General features: G+C 44.3%; 20 protein-coding genes (1 of these 20 cut by a window edge). 10 read left to right on the top strand and 10 right to left on the bottom strand.

The window, feature by feature from the left end; translation table 11 throughout:
• The 3 genes from QC759_RS01330 to QC759_RS01320 form a co-directional block, all read left to right on the top strand.
• The coding region (locus tag QC759_RS01330) for a flavoprotein (RefSeq protein WP_279844745.1) at positions 1-496 on the top strand (496 nt) is incomplete at its 5' end.
• A gap of 189 nt (positions 497-685) precedes the next feature.
• On the top strand, positions 686-1,078 hold the full coding sequence (locus QC759_RS01325; RefSeq protein WP_048072770.1) for a HEAT repeat domain-containing protein: 393 nt from the start codon (positions 686-688) through the stop codon (positions 1,076-1,078).
• Between the two features lie 83 nt (positions 1,079-1,161).
• Complete coding sequence (locus QC759_RS01320) at positions 1,162-1,596, top strand: nuclear transport factor 2 family protein (RefSeq protein ID WP_048072771.1); 435 nt, start codon at positions 1,162-1,164, stop codon at positions 1,594-1,596.
• A 6-nt stretch (positions 1,597-1,602) separates the two neighbouring features.
• Here the strand turns inward: QC759_RS01320 and QC759_RS01315 are convergent, their stop codons facing one another.
• Both QC759_RS01315 and QC759_RS01310 read right to left on the bottom strand, forming a co-directional pair.
• A complete protein-coding gene (locus QC759_RS01315) occupies positions 1,603-1,890 on the bottom strand; it encodes a DUF5750 family protein (RefSeq protein ID WP_048072772.1) in 288 nt (95 codons plus the stop codon).
• A 93-nt stretch (positions 1,891-1,983) separates the two neighbouring features.
• Complete coding sequence (locus QC759_RS01310) at positions 1,984-2,373, bottom strand: DUF192 domain-containing protein (protein WP_048072773.1); 390 nt, start codon at positions 2,371-2,373, stop codon at positions 1,984-1,986.
• A 538-nt stretch (positions 2,374-2,911) separates the two neighbouring features.
• Here QC759_RS01310 and QC759_RS01305 point away from each other — a divergent pair.
• The 4 genes from QC759_RS01305 to QC759_RS01290 all read left to right on the top strand — a co-directional run bounded on the left by QC759_RS01305 (position 2,912) and on the right by QC759_RS01290 (position 10,375).
• Entirely contained in the window at positions 2,912-4,117 is a 1,206-nt protein-coding gene (locus QC759_RS01305) for a methionine adenosyltransferase (protein ID WP_048072774.1), read from the top strand.
• Between the two features lie 241 nt (positions 4,118-4,358).
• Entirely contained in the window at positions 4,359-7,544 is a 3,186-nt protein-coding gene (gene ileS / locus QC759_RS01300; RefSeq protein ID WP_048072775.1) for an isoleucine--tRNA ligase, read from the top strand.
• Between the two features lie 32 nt (positions 7,545-7,576).
• Positions 7,577-9,742, top strand: a complete 2,166-nt coding sequence (gene purL, locus QC759_RS01295) for a phosphoribosylformylglycinamidine synthase subunit PurL (protein WP_048072776.1) — start codon at positions 7,577-7,579, stop codon at positions 9,740-9,742.
• Positions 9,743-9,814: 72 nt separating this feature from the next.
• Positions 9,815-10,375, top strand: a complete 561-nt coding sequence (locus QC759_RS01290; protein WP_048072777.1) for a diacylglycerol/polyprenol kinase family protein — start codon at positions 9,815-9,817, stop codon at positions 10,373-10,375.
• 47 nt (positions 10,376-10,422) lie between these two features.
• Here QC759_RS01290 and QC759_RS01285 read toward each other — a convergent pair whose 3' ends face one another.
• The 7 genes from QC759_RS01285 to QC759_RS01255 form a co-directional block, all read right to left on the bottom strand.
• Complete coding sequence (locus QC759_RS01285) at positions 10,423-11,577, bottom strand: ABC transporter permease (protein WP_048072778.1); 1,155 nt, start codon at positions 11,575-11,577, stop codon at positions 10,423-10,425.
• A 43-nt stretch (positions 11,578-11,620) separates the two neighbouring features.
• A complete protein-coding gene (locus QC759_RS01280; protein ID WP_048072779.1) occupies positions 11,621-12,274 on the bottom strand; it encodes an ABC transporter ATP-binding protein in 654 nt (217 codons plus the stop codon).
• A complete protein-coding gene (locus tag QC759_RS01275) occupies positions 12,267-13,343 on the bottom strand; it encodes an ABC transporter permease (RefSeq protein ID WP_231553440.1) in 1,077 nt (358 codons plus the stop codon). The genes QC759_RS01280 and QC759_RS01275 overlap by 8 nt, the downstream gene beginning before the upstream one ends.
• A gap of 88 nt (positions 13,344-13,431) precedes the next feature.
• On the bottom strand, positions 13,432-13,635 hold the full coding sequence (locus tag QC759_RS01270; protein ID WP_048072781.1) for a helix-turn-helix transcriptional regulator: 204 nt from the start codon (positions 13,633-13,635) through the stop codon (positions 13,432-13,434).
• Between the two features lie 177 nt (positions 13,636-13,812).
• Positions 13,813-15,012, bottom strand: coding sequence for an ABC transporter permease (locus QC759_RS01265; protein WP_048072782.1), 1,200 nt, complete (start codon positions 15,010-15,012; stop codon positions 13,813-13,815).
• Between the two features lie 103 nt (positions 15,013-15,115).
• Complete coding sequence (locus QC759_RS01260; RefSeq protein ID WP_048073866.1) at positions 15,116-16,015, bottom strand: ABC transporter ATP-binding protein; 900 nt, start codon at positions 16,013-16,015, stop codon at positions 15,116-15,118.
• Between the two features lie 120 nt (positions 16,016-16,135).
• Complete coding sequence (locus tag QC759_RS01255; RefSeq protein WP_048072783.1) at positions 16,136-16,720, bottom strand: cadmium resistance transporter; 585 nt, start codon at positions 16,718-16,720, stop codon at positions 16,136-16,138.
• Between the two features lie 212 nt (positions 16,721-16,932).
• Between QC759_RS01255 and QC759_RS01250 the strand changes: the two genes are divergently transcribed.
• Positions 16,933-18,147: a molybdopterin molybdotransferase MoeA gene (locus tag QC759_RS01250; protein WP_048072784.1), complete on the top strand. Its 1,215-nt coding sequence runs from the start codon at positions 16,933-16,935 to the stop codon at positions 18,145-18,147.
• 38 nt (positions 18,148-18,185) lie between these two features.
• Positions 18,186-19,346, top strand: a complete 1,161-nt coding sequence (locus QC759_RS01245) for a site-2 protease family protein (RefSeq protein WP_048072785.1) — start codon at positions 18,186-18,188, stop codon at positions 19,344-19,346.
• Positions 19,347-19,417: 71 nt separating this feature from the next.
• Here QC759_RS01245 and QC759_RS01240 read toward each other — a convergent pair whose 3' ends face one another.
• Complete coding sequence (locus QC759_RS01240; RefSeq protein WP_048072786.1) at positions 19,418-19,600, bottom strand: hypothetical protein; 183 nt, start codon at positions 19,598-19,600, stop codon at positions 19,418-19,420.
• 182 nt (positions 19,601-19,782) lie between these two features.
• Here QC759_RS01240 and QC759_RS01235 point away from each other — a divergent pair, with 182 nt between their 5' ends.
• Positions 19,783-20,394, top strand: the 5' portion of a protein-coding gene (locus QC759_RS01235; protein ID WP_048072787.1) for an FAD-dependent oxidoreductase. 759 nt of this gene lie beyond the right edge of the window; the window shows 612 of its 1,371 coding nt (coding positions 1-612); the start codon lies at positions 19,783-19,785; its stop codon lies off the right edge, out of view.

Raw genomic sequence — 20,394 nt, 5'->3', positions numbered from 1 at the left:
GATGTGGAGTTATCCCATATCTGGCCGTTTTTCCTTGGGAAGGTACGATCTACTGATTGTTTCCCCCACCACCTCCAACACCATTGCCAAACTGGTACACGGAATTGCCGACAGCCTGGTGACCAACGTCGTGGCCCAATCCGGTAAAGGAAAGATCAAAACCCTGCTGGTACCAGTGGACCTGGAATCCGGAGACCTGGAAACAGTACTCCCCTCCAAACTGGAACTGGAGTTATGTCAAAACTGCGATACCTGTGAAGCTGCTGCCGCTTGCCCCCCTGACGCCATCACTCCCGGGATTGAGATAAACCTTCTTAAATGTGAAGGATGTGCTGCCTGCCAGGTGGCCTGCCCCTACGGTGCAGTGAGTGGGGGTAGCATCATCACCATCCACATGCGAGAGATCGATGTGGAAAACAGCAGGAAACTACACAAATTGGAAGGGGTTAAAGTTCTTAAAGATCCTTCAACAATCCTATCTTTAATACAGGAATAAATTCCCCTCATTTTTTTTTTAATTTTAATAAACTGTAGCCCCTGAGTCTATCTAATTTTAAATCTCACGATTAAAATTCCCAATTGACCCTGATAGTTTTTGAAAGATAATTAAGCTTGAAAATCATATTAATACCATGGACCACTTCCTAAGCTGGACCATTATTGGAAACATGAGGGGGACTAAAAAATGGCTGAAGAGCATAAAAGGATAGATTTTCTCTTGGAAGAACTTAAAAATGAGGATTGGAAGGTTCGTGAAGATGCTGCTGAACTTTTAGCGGAAGTCGGAGAGCCGGATGCCATTGAACCACTGATTGAAGCATTAGATGATGAAGATTGGCATGTTCGAGAGGCAGTTGCCCTGGCCCTGGGGGTTTTTGAGGACGAACAAACTGTGGAACCTTTAATTAAATCCATGTCTGATGAAAAAGCCAATGTAAGGTACGGGGCTGCACTCAGTCTTTCCATAGTTGGTGACCAGCGGGCAGTGGATGTACTTCAAAGGGCAACTGAAGATGAGAATCCAGTGGTGCGAAAAGTTGCTAAAGTAGCCCTTAAAGAGATTGAAATCAGACAATGAATCATAACATAGATCAAGTTTTTGGAATAGGGTTAATTGAAAAACATGTCATGTGTTCTTATATAGTTTAGAGGGATAAAAATATGGAAGCCAATGAACAAGTGAAAAATGCAGTATTTAAACTCTTAGAAAAGTACTCTCAAGGATATCAAGATAAAGATATTGAGGGGATGTTGAAACTATTTGTTCCCGAGGATGATCTGGTGGTTATTGGGACTGGTTTTGATGAATGGGTTAAAGGGAGTGAAGAACTACGCTGTGGCTTTGAAAGAGACTTAGAACAGGCCACCCGCATTCGAATTAAATACCGGGATGTTACCATTTCTGCCTCCGGCCAAGTGGCCTGGTTATCCTGCCATATGAACATGGAAGCTCATGTAAATGGTCAGGAAATATACTTACCCGGCCGATTAAGTGCAGTTGTTGAAGAAAAAAACAATGAATGGCTTTTCGCCCATTTGCACTATTCTTTACCTGCAATGGATCAGGAAGAGGGTAAAGCATACCCTGAACCTTAAAAATCCTCAATCATCTTCCAATAAGCCCAGGAGGTATGCAGTCATTTCCAGCTCTTCTCTGGCTATATAGTCTTCCAGGCGGTTTTGCGAATCTTCAGTGCCAAAGGGATAATACCCTTCCTCAAAGTAGGTATTGAGATGGATTTCATCCCCCTGGACTGTGATTGGATCCGGCAAACGTTGGATTAGCTTACTCAGATCATCACCTCCCAGCCCGGTAACCTGGTAAGTGACATAATATCGTTTTAAACTATCTGAAAATCCATAATCAATGATTTTAACCTTCAACTCCACGATATCCCCTCTTTATATTTTTATCCCCTAATCTGAAAGTCAATCCTATCTCACCCCTCCCCCTTCCCACCACTGCCCTGCTGGTTATATGATTCAGGCCTGTTCACAGGTGAAATCCAATTCATCACCGATTTCTGTATTAGATTCTTTTAATTTGCCCTTTTCCAGTTCTATTACATAGCGTGCTGGTGCCACTGGAGTGTAAGTGGTCCAGGGATCAAGAGTAACAATGTCCACCACCTTTTTTTCTGAATCCGCGAAGATGACATCCAGGGGTATACGCATGAAGAACATATGGATAGCTGATGCCCTTCTACTCCTATCAGATGGCAATTTGAGGATTAAACCCCTTTCTAAATTTTTTACCATCATCAATCCCTTGAATCTGGAGAAAAAACTGTTGGCCACATCGGCATTTCCCAGATTAGTGGCTTTAGTTTTATTCACCAGGAATACATAACTCGATTTTTCACTGTCCGCCATTATTACACCGTAGGTTACCTGTTCTGGATTGGTACTGAATCCTTTATTTTAGTTTTTGTATCTATTCCCTATACTATCTAAGGTTTATGAAGGATTAAATTTTGGATTAATCCGTGAATAAAAATTTAACCGAATAACTATTCCTAGTCACCTTTTCTTGCCAGTTCTAGGAAACTAAAGAATATCTACATAATATACTGATTTCCATATTTATTTCCAAGATTAGGGAATTATAAAAACTTTTTTCAGTCATTAAAACTTTTGAATTGGGGAAAAAGTGATGTAATCCTTTAAATTAGTGTAAACCAATGTGATGTGCAGGGGAAGGATGTGGTGCCCCTTCTTGGCCTACCCGATCCTACCTTAAATCAAAAAAACACCGATCATTTTTTATATCATTCAAGCCAAATGGCATAGAGTACACATTATGAGTATCAATTAAATAGAAAATAAAAAAACTATGGTTGGAGAAAAATAGCCCAGTGAATAGTTTACCTAAATCATCATAATAGGTTTTTTATAGTTTGAGGGATCTTGTATGAGAAATATTTTCGTTGAAGAGCTTATTCAAAAGCCCATTGAGGAGCAAGAGATAGAAATCGTGGAAAGGAAAGGTATCGGCCACCCGGACAGTATCAGTGACGGAATTGCAGAATCAGTTAGCCGTGGCCTGTGCAACGCTTACCTGGATCACTTCGGAGGTGTACTACACCATAACACCGATGAAGTGCAGATAACTGCGGGAGAGTCCTCCCCTGAATTTGGTGGTGGAGACATAATCAAACCCATGGACATCCTCCTTACCGGAAGGGGAGTTCCAGAATACGAAGGTAAAAAGATAGGTATTGACCGAATAGCCATTGGTGCTGCCAAAGAGTACCTCAAAGAAAGCCTCATCAACCTGGACGTGGAAACCTGCACTGTGGTGGAATGTAAAATTGGTCATGGATCCGGGGATCTGGTGGATGTTTTCAAAAGGGAAGGAATGCCTGCTTCCAATGATACCTCGTTTGGAGTGGGTTTTGCTCCATTCTCCGAAACCGAAAGCATGGTTATGGCCATTGAAGAACTCCTAAACTCTAAATCATTCAAGAAAAAATACCCCCAGGTAGGGGAAGATATCAAAGTAATGGGTCTGCGTGACCGAGACCAGATAACCCTCACCGTGGCCGTGGCCATGATATCCAAATATGTGGATGGTGTTGAATCTTACCTGAACACCAAGGAAGAGCTAAACGATATTGTAACTGAACTAGCCCTGAAACACACTTCCAGAGAAGTTAAAACCTACATCAACACTGGAGATGACCCCTCCTGTGATACTGAAAAGGGTTATTACCTCACCGTAACCGGGACCTCGGCAGAAATGGGTGATGACGGATCAGTAGGACGTGGAAACCGAGCTAATGGATTAATTACTCCCAACCGACCAATGTCCATGGAAGCCACCTCTGGTAAAAACCCCATCAACCATGTTGGTAAAATATACAACCTTTTATCTAATCAGATGGCCAATGACATAGTTAAAGAAGTGGAAGGAATAAATCAAGTTAATATAATGATTTTAAGCCAGATTGGAGCCCCTATTGACCAGCCAAAAGCAGCTAGTGCCCAGCTCATCCTGGAAAAGGGTTACGAAATGGGCAAAGTCCAAAAAGAAGTTCAGGGCGTTATGGACACATGGTTAGCAGATATCAACAAGATAACTGAGATGTTAATAAAGGGAAAAGTTCGAACCTTCTAAAAATTGGTTCATCCCCTTTATTTTTCCATAATATTATTTTTATTTACTTATCACTTTTTAAACACTTTTTTAATCAGTTATTTATCCTATTTTTGGTTATAACTACCCAATTCCACCGTGAGCACTGTTATATAAAAGGATATAAAAGGCTGGTAACAAAGTTTGTAATGTATAATTAATAATTTGGTTTAATTCATTCAGGTACCTGAGAGGTACAATTACTTTCAAGGAGAAATGTTAGATGGCAATCAAGGAAGCCCCCCGATCATACCAGTCTAAAGTAATCGAAGAGAAAATACAGAAATTCTGGGATGATAACCATACTTATCAGCTTACTAAAGATTTAAGGAAGGACCACCCTAAATTCTCATTTTTAGACGGCCCACCATACTGCAGTGGCCGGATTCACCTGGGAACTGCCTGGAACAAAACAATAAAGGACAGTTTCCTCCGTTACAAATCCATGTCCGGATTCAACGTCCGCAGACAGGCTGGATGGGACACCCACGGCCTGCCCATTGAACACAAGGTGGAAGGACTCCTGGGACTTAAAAGTAAGAAGGAAATTGAAAGGAGCATAGGCATCGAAAATTTCGTTAACAAATGTAAGGAGTTTGCCGTGGAAAACCAGGCCCTTATGACCAAACAATTCCAGATGATGGGGGTTTGGATGGACTGGGACAATCCATATGTGACTTTCGACACCCAGTACATGGAAAGCTGCTGGTGGACCCTTAAAAGAGCTCATGAAAAGGAACTCCTGGTAAACGACCTGCGGGTTATCACCTGGTGCCCTAGATGCGAAACTGCACTGGCCCTGGCCGAGATCGACTATGAAAACAAGGAAGACCCCTCCATCTACGTTAAATTCCCATTAAAAGGCCAGGAAAATGAGTATATTTTAGTATGGACCACCACTCCCTGGACACTACCGGCCAACCTGGCAGTTTGTGTGCATCCTGATTACGATTATGCCTATGTTAAAGTTGAAAATGAAGGCATGGACGTAGTTTACCTGATGGCTGAAGCCCTGGTGGAAGCTACCTTCCCGGAACAGGATTATGAAATAGTAAAAGTAGTCAAGGGAAGTGATCTGGAAGGAACTGAATATGAACATCCCCTTACAGGTTTAATAACCCCCGATTATGCCCATACTACCTTTCAAAGCGACTCAAAAGCTAAAATTGATTTCAATTACCGTATACTCCCTGGTGAACATGTAACCCTCACTGAAGGAACCGGTTGTGTACACACCGCACCGGGACACGGTCCCGATGACTTTGAAATAGGAAAACAATACGGATTGCCCATATTCTGCCCAGTTGATGAAGCAGGTTTATTTACTGCAGGCGCAGGGAAATATCAGGGTCAGTTTGTGAAGGATGCCGACCCTTACATAATTGCCGACCTGGATTCCCATCATCTCCTCTTTAAAGAGGGCATCATCGACCACCGTTACGGGTTCTGCTGGAGGTGCAAAACCCCCATCATCTACCTGGCCACCAAACAGTGGTTTTTAAAGGTCACTGCCATCAAAGACCAGATGCTCAGTGAACTGGACAAGGTGGAATGGGTGCCCTCCTGGGCTGGTGAAAGCCGGTTCCGTAACTGGATAGAAAACGCCCGAGACTGGACCATTTCCCGACAAAGGTACTGGGGCATACCCATACCCATCTGGCTCTGTGAAGACTGTGGGAAGATGGAAGTGATAGGATCCCTAGACGAGCTACAGGAGAAAATAGTGGAAGGCCAGCTAGAGGGTGATTTCATCCACCGGCCACACGTGGATGAGATAAAGCTGGGCTGCTCCTGTGGGGGGAAGATGCAAAGAACCCCAGATGTTCTGGATGTGTGGATCGACTCCGGAGTGGCAGGATGGGCTGCTCTTCACTACCCCAAAGAAAAGGAAATGTTTGAAGAATGGTACCCCTACCAGTTCATTACCGAAGGCCATGACCAGACCAGAGGATGGTTCTATTCCCAGATGGGCTGTGGAGTAATCGCCATGGATAGTGTACCCTACCAGAGGGTTCTGATGCACGGTTTCACCCTGGATGAAGAAGGAAAAAAGATGAGCAAATCCCTGGGGAACGTGGTGGAACCCGATGAGGTGATCCAAAAATACGGGGCAGATGTCCTCCGTTTCTACCTGCTCTGGGGTAACAAACCATGGGACGACCTGAAGTTCAACTGGGAAGAACTGGGCACTGTAAATAAAATGTTCAACATTTTATGGAATGTTTACGTCTTCAGCACCACCTATATGGCCCTGGATGAATTTAATCCTACTTTACACTCTCCTGATGATCTTAAGTTCCGTGATGAAGACCGCTGGATTACTTCCCGGGTCCACTCCGTGGCCCTGGAGGTCACTGAGGCCATGGATTCCCTGCACCTGCACAAGGCCACCCGCAGTTTGAACCACTTTATACTGGAGGACTTAAGCCGCTGGTACGTGCGCCTGATAAGGGGACGTACCTGGGTGGAAAAAGATGACCCGGATAAACTGGGAGCATATTACACTCTTTACCATGTGCTTAAGAATTTGATAACCATCTTGGCACCCATAGCCCCCCATGTTACCGAGGAGATCTACCAGAACCTGGTCCGTGGCGTGGATAAAGATGCTCCCGATAGTGTGCACATGCTGGACTGGTGTCTGGACCAGGAAATCATCGATCAGGAACTGGAAACCAACATGGACATATTAAGGGATATAATTGAGGCCTGTGCCCGGGCCCGTGATGTGGCCCGTTACAAGCTCCGCTGGCCGGTGCGAGAAATTGTTATTGTCACCGAAGACCATAGGGTGACCCAAGCAGTGGAAGCACTCACCGATGTCCTCACTGAACAGGCCAACACCAAGGGTGTGCAGATTTTAGAGGAGTTTGAAGGCCTTAAAGTTCTGGCCTCCCCTAACATGAAGACATTAGGGCCTAAACTACGGGGAGACGTTCCTAAAGTTGCTGGTAAATTAGCATCAGTTGATGGTGCCCAGATTGTAGCGGCAATGGAATCTGAAGGAAAGTATCTGGTGGAACTGGAGGATAAAACCATCACCCTGGAAGAAGGTGACGTGGTGTTTGAAACTGAACTACCAGATAACGTGGTAAGTGCCGAGTTTGCCCAGGGAAGCGTTTTCGTGGACACCGAACTCACCCCGGATATATTGTCAGAGGCCATGTCCCGTGAACTCATAAGAAGGATACAGGATATGAGAAAAGACCTGGATCTGGATGTGGAAGCCAATATAGATGTTTATGTCAACTGCAGTCCAGAGTTCAGTTCACTGGTAAACCCACATCTTGATTTCATATCCCACGAAGTAAGGGCACAAAATCTCCAGTTTACCGATGAAGATGGGGATTACACCAAGAAATGGAATATTGAAGATTACAAATTAACCATAAGTATTAAAAAGTCCTGAATATTAATCAAGGCAAAAAAGGGAGATGTAGCATGACTTTAACCAAAGATGAACTGGAATACATCAAAGAAGTACTGGGACGGGACCCCAACCCCCTGGAAGAAGGTATGCTGGACATAATGTTCTCAGAACATTGTTCCTACAAGAGTAGCCGACCCATACTTAAATTATTCCCCACCGAGGGAGAAAAGGTTATAATGGGGCCCGGAGATGACGCAGGAATCGTAGAACTCACCGATGAACTGGCCCTGGTTATGGGGATGGAGAGCCACAACCACCCCTCCGCTGTAGAACCCTACGGTGGAGCCGGTACAGGAATCGGTGGAATTATAAGGGATATTATTTCCATGGGAGCAATGCCCGTGGCCCTGTTAGACTCTCTGCGTTTCGGACCCATGGAGGACCAGAGGTCACGTTACATCTTTGAATACGTAGTGAAAGGAATCTCAGACTATGGTAACCGGGTAGGTATACCCACCGTAGGGGGAGAAGTGGAATTTGAGGATAACTTCAAGTTCAACCCCCTGGTAAACGTAGTCTGTGCCGGTATTGTACGTAAAGATGAGATTGTAAGGGGAATAGCCCCCAATGTGGGAGATGTCTTCGTGCTGATGGGAGGACGTACTGGACGGGATGGAATCCACGGAGTGACCTTCGCCTCGGAGGAACTCACCTCTGCCTCTGAACTGGAAAGCCGGCCGGCAGTGCAAGTGGGTGATCCCTTCACTAAAAAACAGGTTATGGAAGCCACCTTCGAAGCCCTGGAGAAAGTTAACGTGCAGGGATTGAAGGACCTGGGCGGTGGAGGCCTCACCTGCTGTATTTCTGAAATGGCAGATAAAAGTGGTAACGGAGCCCAGATGGAGTTGACCAAAGTGCCACTACGGGAGGAAGGAATGACTCCCTACGAAATAATGCTTTCTGAGTCACAGGAAAGAATGGTATTTGTGGTTAACCCTCATGATGTTGATGGCTTAGTTCAAATATTTGATAAGCATGAACTACCCTACGCAGTGATTGGTCAGGTCACCGATACTGGACACATGGTGGTCACCCGGGAAGGAGAATTAATAGCCGATCTACCCACCCAACTTCTGGCTGACCCACCCCTGGTGGAACGTGAAGCCATAGAGCCAGTTAAAGATGAAAAATACGTGGAAGTGGAGGACGGACCACTGGATGAGGCCCTGTTAAATCTACTTTCCAGTCAGAACATTGCCAGCAAAAAATGGGTCTACCGCCAGTACGACCACGAAGTGCAAATACGTACCGTGGTTAAACCCGGAGATGACGCCGCGGTCTTAAAAGTGGACGATGAAAAGGCTTTTACCCTAACCAGTGACTGTAACAGCATACACTGCTACCTGGACCCCTACCAGGGAGGTGCCGGTGCAGTGGCCGAGGCCATACGCAACGTAGTGGCCATGGGATCAGAACCACTGTGCCTGGTGGACTGCCTTAACTTCGGAAACCCGGAAAAGCCAGAGGTATTCTGGCAGTTTAAAGAGTGCGTGCAGGGAATGTCCGATATTGCCAACCAGTTCCAGTTACCAGTTATCAGTGGAAATGTGAGTTTCTACAATGAAACCGAAGGAGTAACGGTTAACCCCTCACCAGTGGTTAGTGTGGCTGGAATCATGGACATCCCCGATATCCGAACCATGGAATTCAAAAATGAAGGGGACCAAATCCTGGTCATTGGAACCACCCGTCCCGAGATGGATGGATCCGAATACCATAAGACAGTGCACGGAGTGGTGCAGGGAGAAGCACCCCAGGTTAACCTCGAAGAGGAATACGCTTCTGCCCGGGCAGTACTGGAGCTAATCCAAAACGATGTTGAGGGGCAGGTTACTGCAGTTCACGATTTATCCACAGGCGGATTAGGAGTGGCCCTGGGAGAAATGGCCATTAAAGGAGACATGGGAGCTAGTGTAGATTTATCAGCAGTTCCTGGTGCGGAAGGTCTTTCTGATCCGGAAATACTCTTCTCAGAATCCCACGCCCGTTATCTAGTGACTGTAAAAGAAGGAGCCTCTGCAGAAATATTGAACACTTTGAAGAGGATGAATGTCCCAGCAGCTGCCATTGGTTCGGTTAAAGGAACTTCTCTTAAATTAAAGCCGTCGAACATTGAAATAAACATCCAGCAACTTAAAGACTCTTACCATGGAGTTATAGAGAAGTTCATGGCCTGATGAAGCCCCCAATACAATACAAAGTAGCATAAACAGATAGATATACTAAAAATAAACATATGGTCTGATAGTATGAAGAAAGAACTCTGGAGGCAGCTAATTCATGCTTCCGGAGTCTTCATCGTTTTTTTAAGTTATATTTTACCCCCAAAATTCCTCATTATCCTGTGCGTGGCCATACTGGCCTTTGTGATTGTAGTGTTCCGGCTGGACCACCATCACCATATTCCCTTTTTTTCCACTATTTTTCGAATTGCCAAGCGTGATGAGGATGAAAGGGGATTTGTTTACTTTTTTATAGGTATAATCCTCACTCTAAGCCTTTTCCAATTCAACATGAGCATTGCCAATGCCGCCATTTTGATCCTGCTCTTTGGTGATTCAGCATCCACCCTGATTGGTCGAAAATTTGGAAAAATAAAATTGCCTTTCCAATCACGTAAAACCCTGGAAGGAAGCCTGGCTTTCCTGGTGGTAGGATTGGTGGTTTCTCTCACCCAGTTACCACTTATCCCTGCACTCGCAGGGGCTTTGGGCGGAACTCTAACCGAAGCCTACAGCCCCATTGACGATAACATTCCCATACCCTTGATTTCAGCACTGGTTATGAGTGCCGTGATTTACCTTGTTTGAAGATTTACCTTGTTTGAAATACTTATAAAAAAAATACTCAGTTTATTTCATAACCGGATGGCTCGTTCATGACGGAAGGACCGCACTGTTCCCACAAATATGAGGAAAGACAAAATCAGAGTGGGTAACAGGTATATCATAATTTCCGGCTGAATTTTAGGGGATACTGCCAGTTTAACCATTAAAACCGTGGGTATGAAGTTGAATATCCCCTGAAAAATATCTGATTTTACAAAGAGGGGTATAAACAGTATGAAAGTGGCAAATACCAGTACCAAGGTTATGGCCGAGTTGGCCTCCTTGGTACTGTCCACCAACATGGAGATGAGTATCCCCACCCCAATAAAGGCCAGGCCCATGAAAAATAGAACTATTACCATGAGAACCGGGTTGAATATAGGCACCCGGAGTAGATCCAGCAATATTATCCAGGCTACACTCTGTATAAGGGAGAATAATAGTATAGGAATTATTTTACCAATTATAACCATGTAACTGGATAGGGGAGTCATTAAAAGTACCTCGAAGGTTTTCCTCTCCTTTTCACCCACCACACTGTCGGTAACAATGTTGCTGGCCAGGAAAAAGGGTAAAAGGAGAATAAAAGGTACTATAAAACCGTAGATCATCTCCACGAAGTAGGGACTGTCCAGTGCCAGAGGTACCTGCTTATCCTGATTGACTTTAACTTCCTGGAAGTTAACCGGGTTCTGGATGGTGTTCACCTGGGTCTGGTTTAAGCCCGCGCTTTTCAAGGTTTTTTCAGTGTTGAACTTGGTCACTGCATCACTGATCTTGGTGGATACCACTGGATAAAAGACATTGGAGGTGTCCACCTGCGCCACCACTTCCCCCGAACTGGAGAGATCCACAATAGCTACCAGCTTCTTCCCCAATTGTGCTTTAGCCTCTTCCGTACTGGGATAATAGTTTAAGGTTATTTTCTGTTGTTCGAGATACTGTGACAGGCTTGACCCTTCCAGATCCTGAGGTAGGCCTATATTCAGGGCAGAAGATATTCCTATCTGGTCTAAAAGGGTAGGGTCACTGGCCACCGAAGCCACCATAACCAGCCCCACTGCTCCGATAATAATAAACACCTGAACCAGAACCACCAGTAAGTATATCCGGTTTTGCAGTATGTCCCGGGCCTCTTTTTTGGCCAGGGCCATTATTTTAGTCAGGGTGGTGGGGATTTTCATGGTTCAGGGTTTACGTTTCGCTTTTTAGGAGATCTTCCAGATATTAGTCTAATATCTTTCCGTCTCTCATCTGGACAGTTTTATGGGCATATTCTGCAGCCATGGGGTCATGGGTGACGATGATGATACTCATGCCCTCAGCATTCAGGTCAGTTAAAAGTTCCATGATCATCTGACTGTTGGCAGTATCCAACTCCCCAGTGGGCTCGTCTGCCAGTATTAACAGGGGATCGTTGGCCAGAGATCGGGCAATGGCCACTCTCTGCTCTTCACCCCCAGATAACTGGGTGGGGAGTCTATCGTATTTGCCTTCCAGCCCAACCCTGTCCAGGAGTTCCCGGGCCTTCTTTTTATCAGGATTGATCATGGGAAGCATCACATTTTCCTCAGCAGTTAACTGTGAGAGTAGATTGAAACGTTGGAAAACGAAACCAATCCCTGTACGCCTTAAATGGGCCTGCTCTTTACTGGATAGTTCCGTGATTTTTTTCCCCTGCAGGAATACCTCCCCCCTGGTGGGAAGATCCAGTATACCAGCCAGGTGCAGGAGTGTGGATTTTCCTGAACCCGATGGACCCATAACTGCCAGGAAGGCTTTTTCTTCCAGTTTGAAGTCCACTCCCTGCAGGGCATTGATTTCCTCTGCACCCATTTTATATGTTTTCCATACTTCTTTAACCTTTAGTATATCAGTCATAGCGCAGTGCCTCCACAACATTGAGTCTAGATGCCCTCCATGCAGGGTAAAGACCTGCCAGGACACTTAATAAAGTGGCTCCGCCGACCACTGCTAAAACCAGCCAGGCAGGGAGCATGTAAGCCAAACTGACATCTTCCATTCCCAGCTGCGCTCCAAATAAAATTATACCCAACTGTAGAAGGATTGCCGCCAGAATAAGGCCAACCATGGCCCCAATAAAACCTAAAAGACCGGCTTCCATTAATATGCTACCCAGTACCTCACGGTTGGTGAATCCTATGGCCTTTAAAACCCCAATTTCACGGGTTCTCTCGGTTACATTCACCAGCATGATGTTCACAATACTAATAACTCCCACGATAAGGCCTATACTGGCAATAGCCCCGATAAAGAGCATAATACCATTCATCATGTCATCGATCTGTTTGGTAAAGTCGGATTGGGTCATGGCCGTGACTCCAGAAACCTGACTTTCCACTTCTTTTTTAACAGTTTCGGGGTCTCCCCGGGCACTGGCACTTATGCTGGTAACCTTATTATCGTTCAGGGGTACGGCTTTATCCACGTCCAAAAATATGATGCCCATTCCCATTCCAGTGGTTTCCTTAGTTATCCCAGTTACGGTGAAGTCTTTTTCTTTAATGGTGATGGTGCTGCCTATCTTGTAACCGAATTTATCAACCAGGGACTGGTCTATAACCACACCAGGTGTTCCGTTGAATTTAACCTGGTCCCAGTTAGATAATCCTATTACGTACAGAGGAGTTCTGTTCATTTCCGTGGTGAAGGTGGTTTCCTCCTTAATATCGTATAGCTGGGACATGTTTTTTATCTGCGATACTGTTTTTTGGTCCAGGTAAGAGTCCATTGTGGATCCCATGTATGCTCCGCCGGAGCTGTTGTATATGGAGATATCTCCCATCATGGTCTCGGTCTGTTCCTTCATGTAGGACTGCATTCCGGTACCCGCACCCATTAAAAGCACCAGGGTGGCCACACCGATGATTATACCCAGCATGGTCAGGGCGCTTCTGAGTTTTCTTCTTTTAAGGTTTTTAAATGACAAACTATAAATTCCCAAATTACCGCCTCCTTATTATTAATTTCAGCAAATATCATATTTTATTCATAATATTTAATGTTGTAGTAGAACTTCATCCCAGTTCATCCAGCAAGAAAACATCCTCCATATATCTCTTTTTCAGTGCTTTAGTTATCATGTAAGCCAATACCAGGGAAGGGTTGTATCTTCCCTGTTCCAGAGCAATAATGGTCTGTCTGGTCACATTGACCGCTTCTGCTAACTCTTCCTGAGTCATTTTGAGTTCTTTTCTGTATTCTTTAATTCGCGTTTTCATTTTTTTTTCTCATCGATCAAGCCTATGTAAAAAATACATTACATTTAATGTAAGAAATATGTTACATATTATTTAAATGTTTTGATCTGGTGAAAATTAATTTACTGCAAATGAATTTTCTCAGAATGAATTCAAAAATAGGGAAGGAACGGTTTACAACACACAGTTTTATAAAAATCACGTGCGCTTTTTAAAACCAATTAATTCTAAAAATAGCCTCATTAATCCAGGTCTAGGCCCAAACATCACATCATCCCTCTGGAATAGCCAGGCAGCTATTCCAAAGAATACCATGCTTAAGAAGATTACCAGGGTTACGGACATGAGGATTTCCGGGAGAGAAATTGCCTCACCAGCAAACAGTCGCATTACCGTGGTCATCGGGGAGATATTGGCTGAAAAACTTTTTCTTGATATATATGCCAGGGCCGGGACTATCAAAAAGCCCACCACCAGAACGTAGGCAAAGGTAATCCCTATTCCTGCTTCCTTGTAGTTTTTGGCGTAGGCGGCGATAATGGAAGTGAGGCCCACTATGGGCAACGCCGTGAGCACCACCAGGAGGTAAACCGCAATAACATTGTTTATGGTGAACCCTGCAGCTAGGAGGACGGCCACCCACATGGCCACCTGGAGGGCGGATATGACCACCACCGCCAATCCTTTGCCCAGGAGTATTTCCACTGGTGAAAGGGGCATGGCCACCAGTATTTCCCCGGTTTTACGCTCTTTTTCCCCCACCACACTGTCGATGATGATGTTTCCAAAGAGGAAAAGGGGTAAGAAGAGAAGGACCACCAGCATCACCTTGCGGATGATCTGCATGGGGAGGGATTCCCCGGTTTTTTCCTCCTTCAATCCAGTTTGAGAGCTGGTGTTGGATGAAGTGGCCGATTGCAGGTAGGACTGGGTTAAAGCCGATGAAACTGATTTGGTGGTGGTGTTAATAGCATCCCTAACCACGCTCCTCCGGGGATCAGAGTAATCCAGATACAGCAAGGTGTCTACTACCTCTCCATTCTGTATCCTCTGTATTGAATCAGGGGAAACTGTGTAAAACCCATTGGTCTGGCCTGCTCCCAGGCGGGCCTGGGAATCATTACCATTGGTGCTGTAGACCTTTATTACCTCTGGATCGATGCTTTTCTTAAACAGGCCCCCCTGGTCGTCCACATCCAGAGTGGCGAAGTCAACCAGGGACGGAGTTAAGGAAAGCCCCTTATCCGATTCGATGGTGGCGGCAAAGGAGTTGAACATTAAAATCAGCATGGCCAGGACTGATAACTGCATAAAGAATATGAGAAGGAATTTTTTACTTTTTAAAGTATTTTTCAGCTCCCACCGAGCAATTACCATGAAATTTTTGCTAAGATTCATATTATTCGCCCATTTCCAAGATACAAATTAACTCCACATGAACCATTCTTCCATTTGATAAGTCTGTGGTGATTTAGCGGTTATTTTCCGCTTCATTACGGATTTATTGGGTAGTCTGAATAAAAACATCGTCCAGGGTGGGTTCTTTAGTGTTCACGGCAATGGTCTGGGCACCGAAAACATCGATTATGTGGGGAATATCTTCCCGGGAGTGCAGGGAGATCAAAAACTGGTTACCATCCAGATTTACTCCTTCCACTGACTCCAAGGCCATTAACTGGTTTCTGTCAATCTTTTGAGGATCATGAACCCTTACCTGTAGAATTAGATCCCCGTGTATTTTTTCCTTCAAATATTTGGGTGTTCCCATGTCCAGAATCTTTCCCTGGTTCAAAATGGCCACCCGGTCACACAGCAGGTCAGCCTCGTGCATGTAATGGGTGCAGAGGATAACTGTCTTTTCACCTTTGAGTTCTTTTATGAAGTTGCGTATGGCCTGGGAGGTGGCCGGGTCCAGGCCCATGGTGGGCTCATCAAATATTATAACCTCCGGGTCGTGGATCAGGGCCCGGGCAATGCCAATACGCTGGCGGAGGCCCTTGGAGAAAGTGTTGATCCGGTCATCAGCACGGTGGCTCATCCCCACCAGTTCCAGGAGCTGGTCTATCCTCCCCTCAATCTGGTCCCGGGGCACACCGTACAGCTCTCCAAAGTACCTTAAAAGTTCACGGGCCTTGAAACGTTCGTAAAGGTTGGGTTCCTCCGGCAAGTATCCGATCATGGATTTGATCTTGATCTGGTCGTGGTGAATACTGTAACCCCCAACTGTCACTTCCCCCGAGTTGGGTTGCAATATACAGCATATAATACGGATGGCTGTGGTTTTCCCGGCACCGTTAGGCCCTATAATCCCCAGTAATTCTCCTTTTTTTATTTCCAGGTTTAAATTTTCCAGTGCCTGGATGTGTCCGAAAGACTTGTTTAGGGAATCTATTTTAATCATTATCTGGTCAAAGCTCAAGTCACATCTCTCCCCGGGATTAAAAAAATTAACTCACTCTTTATATACTTGGCTCTAACTTCTTTATTTACTTAACCAAAGCAGACCCACCAATCATCATCTTTATAACCACCCTCTTAACAGAATCAAAAGCCCAATGGTTATCATCACTAAAGGGAGAATTTTGTGACCATAATTCCTAATCTTATCCCTTAAAAGGTGGTTGTTCACCAGTTTAAACCCTAAAATGCACCAGAACCCCACCAGGACCAGGAAGATAGTGGCTGTTATAAAAAGACCATAGGCATTCATACTGGCAAAAAGGGGCACGTAAACCCCTAAATTATCCCCACCATTAATTACCGTGACTAACGCCACCACCCCCACCTTGCGGCCCTTCCCATATCTGATATCATTTTCCGGGGAAATATCCTGATTTTTTGGTTTCCAGAGTTTTATAAGTCCCCTTATCCCCATAAATAGGGGGATAAATCCCAGTAAGCTGATCCACTGGAATGGAATGAAGAATTGTGCAAAGTATGCCAGGGAACTCGCCATTAAAAGGAGAACAAATCCTAGGTACTGTCCTAAAACTATATTTTTCGCCTCAAACTCGGGATTTGCAAAAAATGCAGCGAGAATAAATATATCATCCAGGTTCGTGGATACAAATGCAGATATTGCAGTTAAAATGACTACTGTTTCCATTTTAATATCCCTAAATCGATTTATCGAACAATTCAAACTTTTTATGTCATCTTTACCCAAGTTAATGGAATTGTTTAGTATAATAAAGAGGTATGACAATCTTTAAATACATTTTATAAGTTCTTTAATTAACTAGAAATCCGGATCTAAAGATTCTAGATAACTTATAACACACCCCCATTTCCATGTAAACCCTTAACGGGATGATGAACATGTTTCTGTCTAAACTTATGGCCGCTAGTGAGGCCCAAAAACTCATTAACAGTTGCTTGGAAAAGAGCAGAATCGAAGAAATTCCATTGGAAGAAGCCAATCAGAGAGTGATTGCCCAGGAAATTACTAGTTATTTAAATTCACCGCCCTTCAACCGTTCAGCAATGGATGGCTACGCTATAGTAGCCGAAGATAGTTTCGGGCACTCCGAGAACAACCCTTTCCAGTTAAAGCTAGTGGGCAATATACTGGCAGGGCAAAAATCAGGACATAAACTTAAACCAGGCGAGGCCATTAAAATAGCCACCGGGGCACCAATACCCTCCGGTGCCAGTGCAGTGGTCATGGAAGAGTACACCCATGAAGAGGGTGACACCATCACCGTGGAAACATCAGTAGTGCCCGGTGAAAACATATCCCCTGCGGGAGAGGACTTTAAGCAGGGCGACCAGGTCCTGAAAGATGGCCAGTTATTGGGACCTGCAGAACTGGCAATCATCGCTTCAGCAGGTTATGACCGGGTTAAAGTTTGTAAAAAACCTAAAATTGCAGTTATAATAACTGGTAGTGAATTAGTGATGCCCAAAAGAGACATTGAAGGGCCAGAGGTTATTAATTCAAACCATTTTACCATTAAATCCATGGTGGAAAGCTGCCTATCCACCCCCGACATGTTCCACTCCATTGATAATGCCCAACAGGTAGAACAGCTTTTTAAAAAACTTCTAAACGAGTATGACGCCTTGATCACTACAGGAGGGACTGCTATCAGTAAAGGAGACGTGGTGGTAGATGTGGCCCAAAAATTGGGTGAAGTACCCATTCACGGAGTGTCTCTAAGGCCAGGTAAACCATTCGGTTTTGCTCAGATCCAGGGCAAACCTGTTTTTATGTTATCCGGTTTTCCAGTGGCAGCTATGGTCCAGTTCGATGTTTTTGTCCGGGAAGCACTTCTTAAAATGCAGGGACTTACCCGGGACCTCTTGGTGATCCATAAAAAAGCATCGAGGAAAATACCCTCCACTTTAGGTAGAACTGATTACATAAGGGCCAAGATTGAAGGTCCCCTGGTTCGTCCCCTGAAGATCAAAGGTTCGGGAATCATAAAATCAATGGTGGACTCTGATTCTTATATTATAATCCCTGAAAACCTGGAAGGGATTGAGGAAGGAGAGGAGTGCCAGGTTCTCCCTTACCATTCTCTAAAAGCTTAAAGCATGGAAGTAACTAAACTAACATAAGGTGATCTGGTTTGGACGTTTTATTATACTATGCTATTTTCTTTGTTTCTATCTACATATTAGCGATTTTATTTAGAGATAAGTTGAAAGTAGATGTTTATGGGCCCATTCTTATGAGAAGGACCAAAAAAATGAGAGGATGGATAGATTACATTGCCAATTTAAGTCCCAAATTCTGGCGTTGGAGTATGAATATTGGTATTCCCATCACGGTCTTAGGTATGGCTTTCATGGTGTACACCATAATATTATCCCTAGAAGTCATGTTCCAGAAACCAACAACTGCTCTGCTTTTACCGGGAGTGGATATACCGGGATCTCCTATATTTATCCCCATTTTCGCTGGAATCATTGCTTTAATTCTGTTGATGGTGGTCCACGAATTTGGACATGGGATACTGGCCAGGGCCCAGGGAGTAGAAATCAAATCAATTGGAGTGATATTACTGGCAGTACTGCCCGGTGCATTCGTGGAACTAGATGAAGAAGATGTTGAAAAAGCCAAAAGATCTGTTAAACTACGCATATACGCTGCAGGATCCATGTTTAACTTGGGACTGGCTGCAATTGCATGGGTGGTGGTGATTATTCTCACATCCTCATTTATACCCTATGCATTCCAATCAGACGGACTAAAAATCATAAGTGTTACCCCCAACGGCCCTTCTGAGGGAATACTCCAGGAAGGCATGATTGTAACCAGTATTAATGGATATTCGGTTAATAATCGAAATGCTTACACCGAACTAATCATGAACAAAACAAAACCCGGGGATCAAATGACTTATGTCACTGATAAGGGCACATATACCATAACAGCAACTGGCCAGCCTTCAAATCAATCAATAGCTTATCCTGGAACACGTAGCGAAACGCATCTTGTGGTTAAACCGGAGGTGGCCCAAAACTTTGGTGAAATAATTCCCTGGTCCCTGTACAACCTCGCTGATGTGTGTTACTGGATTTACGCCTTGAATTTAATGGTGGGCCTGTTTAACCTCCTCCCAATGAAGCCCCTTGATGGAGGACATATATTTGAGGAACTGCTGCGATACAAAGTACCGGAAAACATTACTGGAACAATAGTTTCCAGTGTTTCTTGGGTCATGATTGCAATTGTAGCACTCTTAATTATCTACGGAACTGTCCCCGGGATAATGCAGATGTTTTAACCTGCATCTCCCCCTTAATTTAATACTCTTATTTAAATCGGGAAAAATAGATATACTGATTCTCTAATAGGTTATCTGCCAGTTCTACAGTTAAAACACAGATCAGGGCCATCTTTAGCACGGTTGGTGCGGAAAAAAATACCACATTTTTTACACTGAACTTTTCTGAGAAGGGAAGGAGGACGGGCAACAGCAGCGTCCTGGCACTTACAGGTTATCCCCACTTTTATATTGCTCTCCCTTTTTTTAACCATAATATCCCAGTTATAAATGTTTTAATCTCAAATATGGTTATTTTATAAAAAATTAGTCTTCTAAATGCTTATTGGAAATATTTAATTGCCAATTACACCCGGCATCTAAACAAATATTATTCAAGGGTAAATGATAAATTTATGGTTGTAAGTTTGTAGTGATCAAGAAGGTGAACATTTTAATGAAAATTGTAATAATCGGAGGAGGGGCAGGCGGACTGTCCACTGCTTCAAACATAAGAAAACTAGATAAAAACGCCAAAATAACTGTTATTACCAGGGATGAAAATATAGCTTACTCACCCTGTGCCATTCCTTACGTTCTCTCTGGTCAAGTCGACCATTTTAAAGACATCATCATGCACCAGCCCGAAGACTACCTAGAGCGGGATATTGAAGTTATAACCCGGGCCGAGGTATTTGAAGTTTCCAGTGGGGAAAAAACCATCAAATACAATAGAATAGACCCTCTTTCCAGAATTCCCTCCGGTGAATCTGTGGAATTATCCTACGATTATTTGGTTATAGCCACGGGAGGGGCACCCATAACCCCACCCATTGAAGGAACTGATTTGGAAGGAGTATTTAAAATCAGGACCATTAAAGACGGTGAAACCATTAAAAAATGGGCCCAAAAGAGTAAAAAAGTAGTGGTGGTGGGGGCCGGGCTTATTGGACTGGAAATGGCCTTCGGCCTCAAGAAGATGGGACTGGATGTCACCATTAATGAGATGCTGCCCCAGATAGTCCCGCGATCACTGGACCCCAGTATGGCCCTAATAGTCCAGAAGTAC

The organism is Methanobacterium formicicum (assembly GCF_029848115.1).
Lineage (GTDB): Archaea > Methanobacteriota > Methanobacteria > Methanobacteriales > Methanobacteriaceae > Methanobacterium > Methanobacterium formicicum.
The sequence above is the reverse complement of the archived record's forward strand: the minus strand, read 5'-3'. Positions and strand labels throughout refer to the sequence as shown.

Coding starts and splice junctions, on each gene's coding strand:
- QC759_RS01325 (WP_048072770.1), top strand. CDS start 686: ATGGCTGAAGAGCATAAAAGGATAGATTTTCTCTTGGAAGAACTTAAA.
- QC759_RS01320 (WP_048072771.1), top strand. CDS start 1,162: ATGGAAGCCAATGAACAAGTGAAAAATGCAGTATTTAAACTCTTAGAA.
- QC759_RS01310 (WP_048072773.1), bottom strand. CDS start 2,373: ATGGCGGACAGTGAAAAATCGAGTTATGTATTCCTGGTGAATAAAACT.
- QC759_RS01305 (WP_048072774.1), top strand. CDS start 2,912: ATGAGAAATATTTTCGTTGAAGAGCTTATTCAAAAGCCCATTGAGGAG.
- ileS (WP_048072775.1), top strand. CDS start 4,359: ATGGCAATCAAGGAAGCCCCCCGATCATACCAGTCTAAAGTAATCGAA.
- purL (WP_048072776.1), top strand. CDS start 7,577: ATGACTTTAACCAAAGATGAACTGGAATACATCAAAGAAGTACTGGGA.
- QC759_RS01290 (WP_048072777.1), top strand. CDS start 9,815: ATGAAGAAAGAACTCTGGAGGCAGCTAATTCATGCTTCCGGAGTCTTC.
- QC759_RS01285 (WP_048072778.1), bottom strand. CDS start 11,577: ATGAAAATCCCCACCACCCTGACTAAAATAATGGCCCTGGCCAAAAAA.
- QC759_RS01280 (WP_048072779.1), bottom strand. CDS start 12,274: ATGACTGATATACTAAAGGTTAAAGAAGTATGGAAAACATATAAAATG.
- QC759_RS01270 (WP_048072781.1), bottom strand. CDS start 13,635: ATGAAAACGCGAATTAAAGAATACAGAAAAGAACTCAAAATGACTCAG.
- QC759_RS01265 (WP_048072782.1), bottom strand. CDS start 15,012: ATGAATCTTAGCAAAAATTTCATGGTAATTGCTCGGTGGGAGCTGAAA.
- QC759_RS01260 (WP_048073866.1), bottom strand. CDS start 16,015: ATGATTAAAATAGATTCCCTAAACAAGTCTTTCGGACACATCCAGGCA.
- QC759_RS01255 (WP_048072783.1), bottom strand. CDS start 16,720: ATGGAAACAGTAGTCATTTTAACTGCAATATCTGCATTTGTATCCACG.
- QC759_RS01250 (WP_048072784.1), top strand. CDS start 16,933: ATGTTTCTGTCTAAACTTATGGCCGCTAGTGAGGCCCAAAAACTCATT.
- QC759_RS01240 (WP_048072786.1), bottom strand. CDS start 19,600: ATGGTTAAAAAAAGGGAGAGCAATATAAAAGTGGGGATAACCTGTAAG.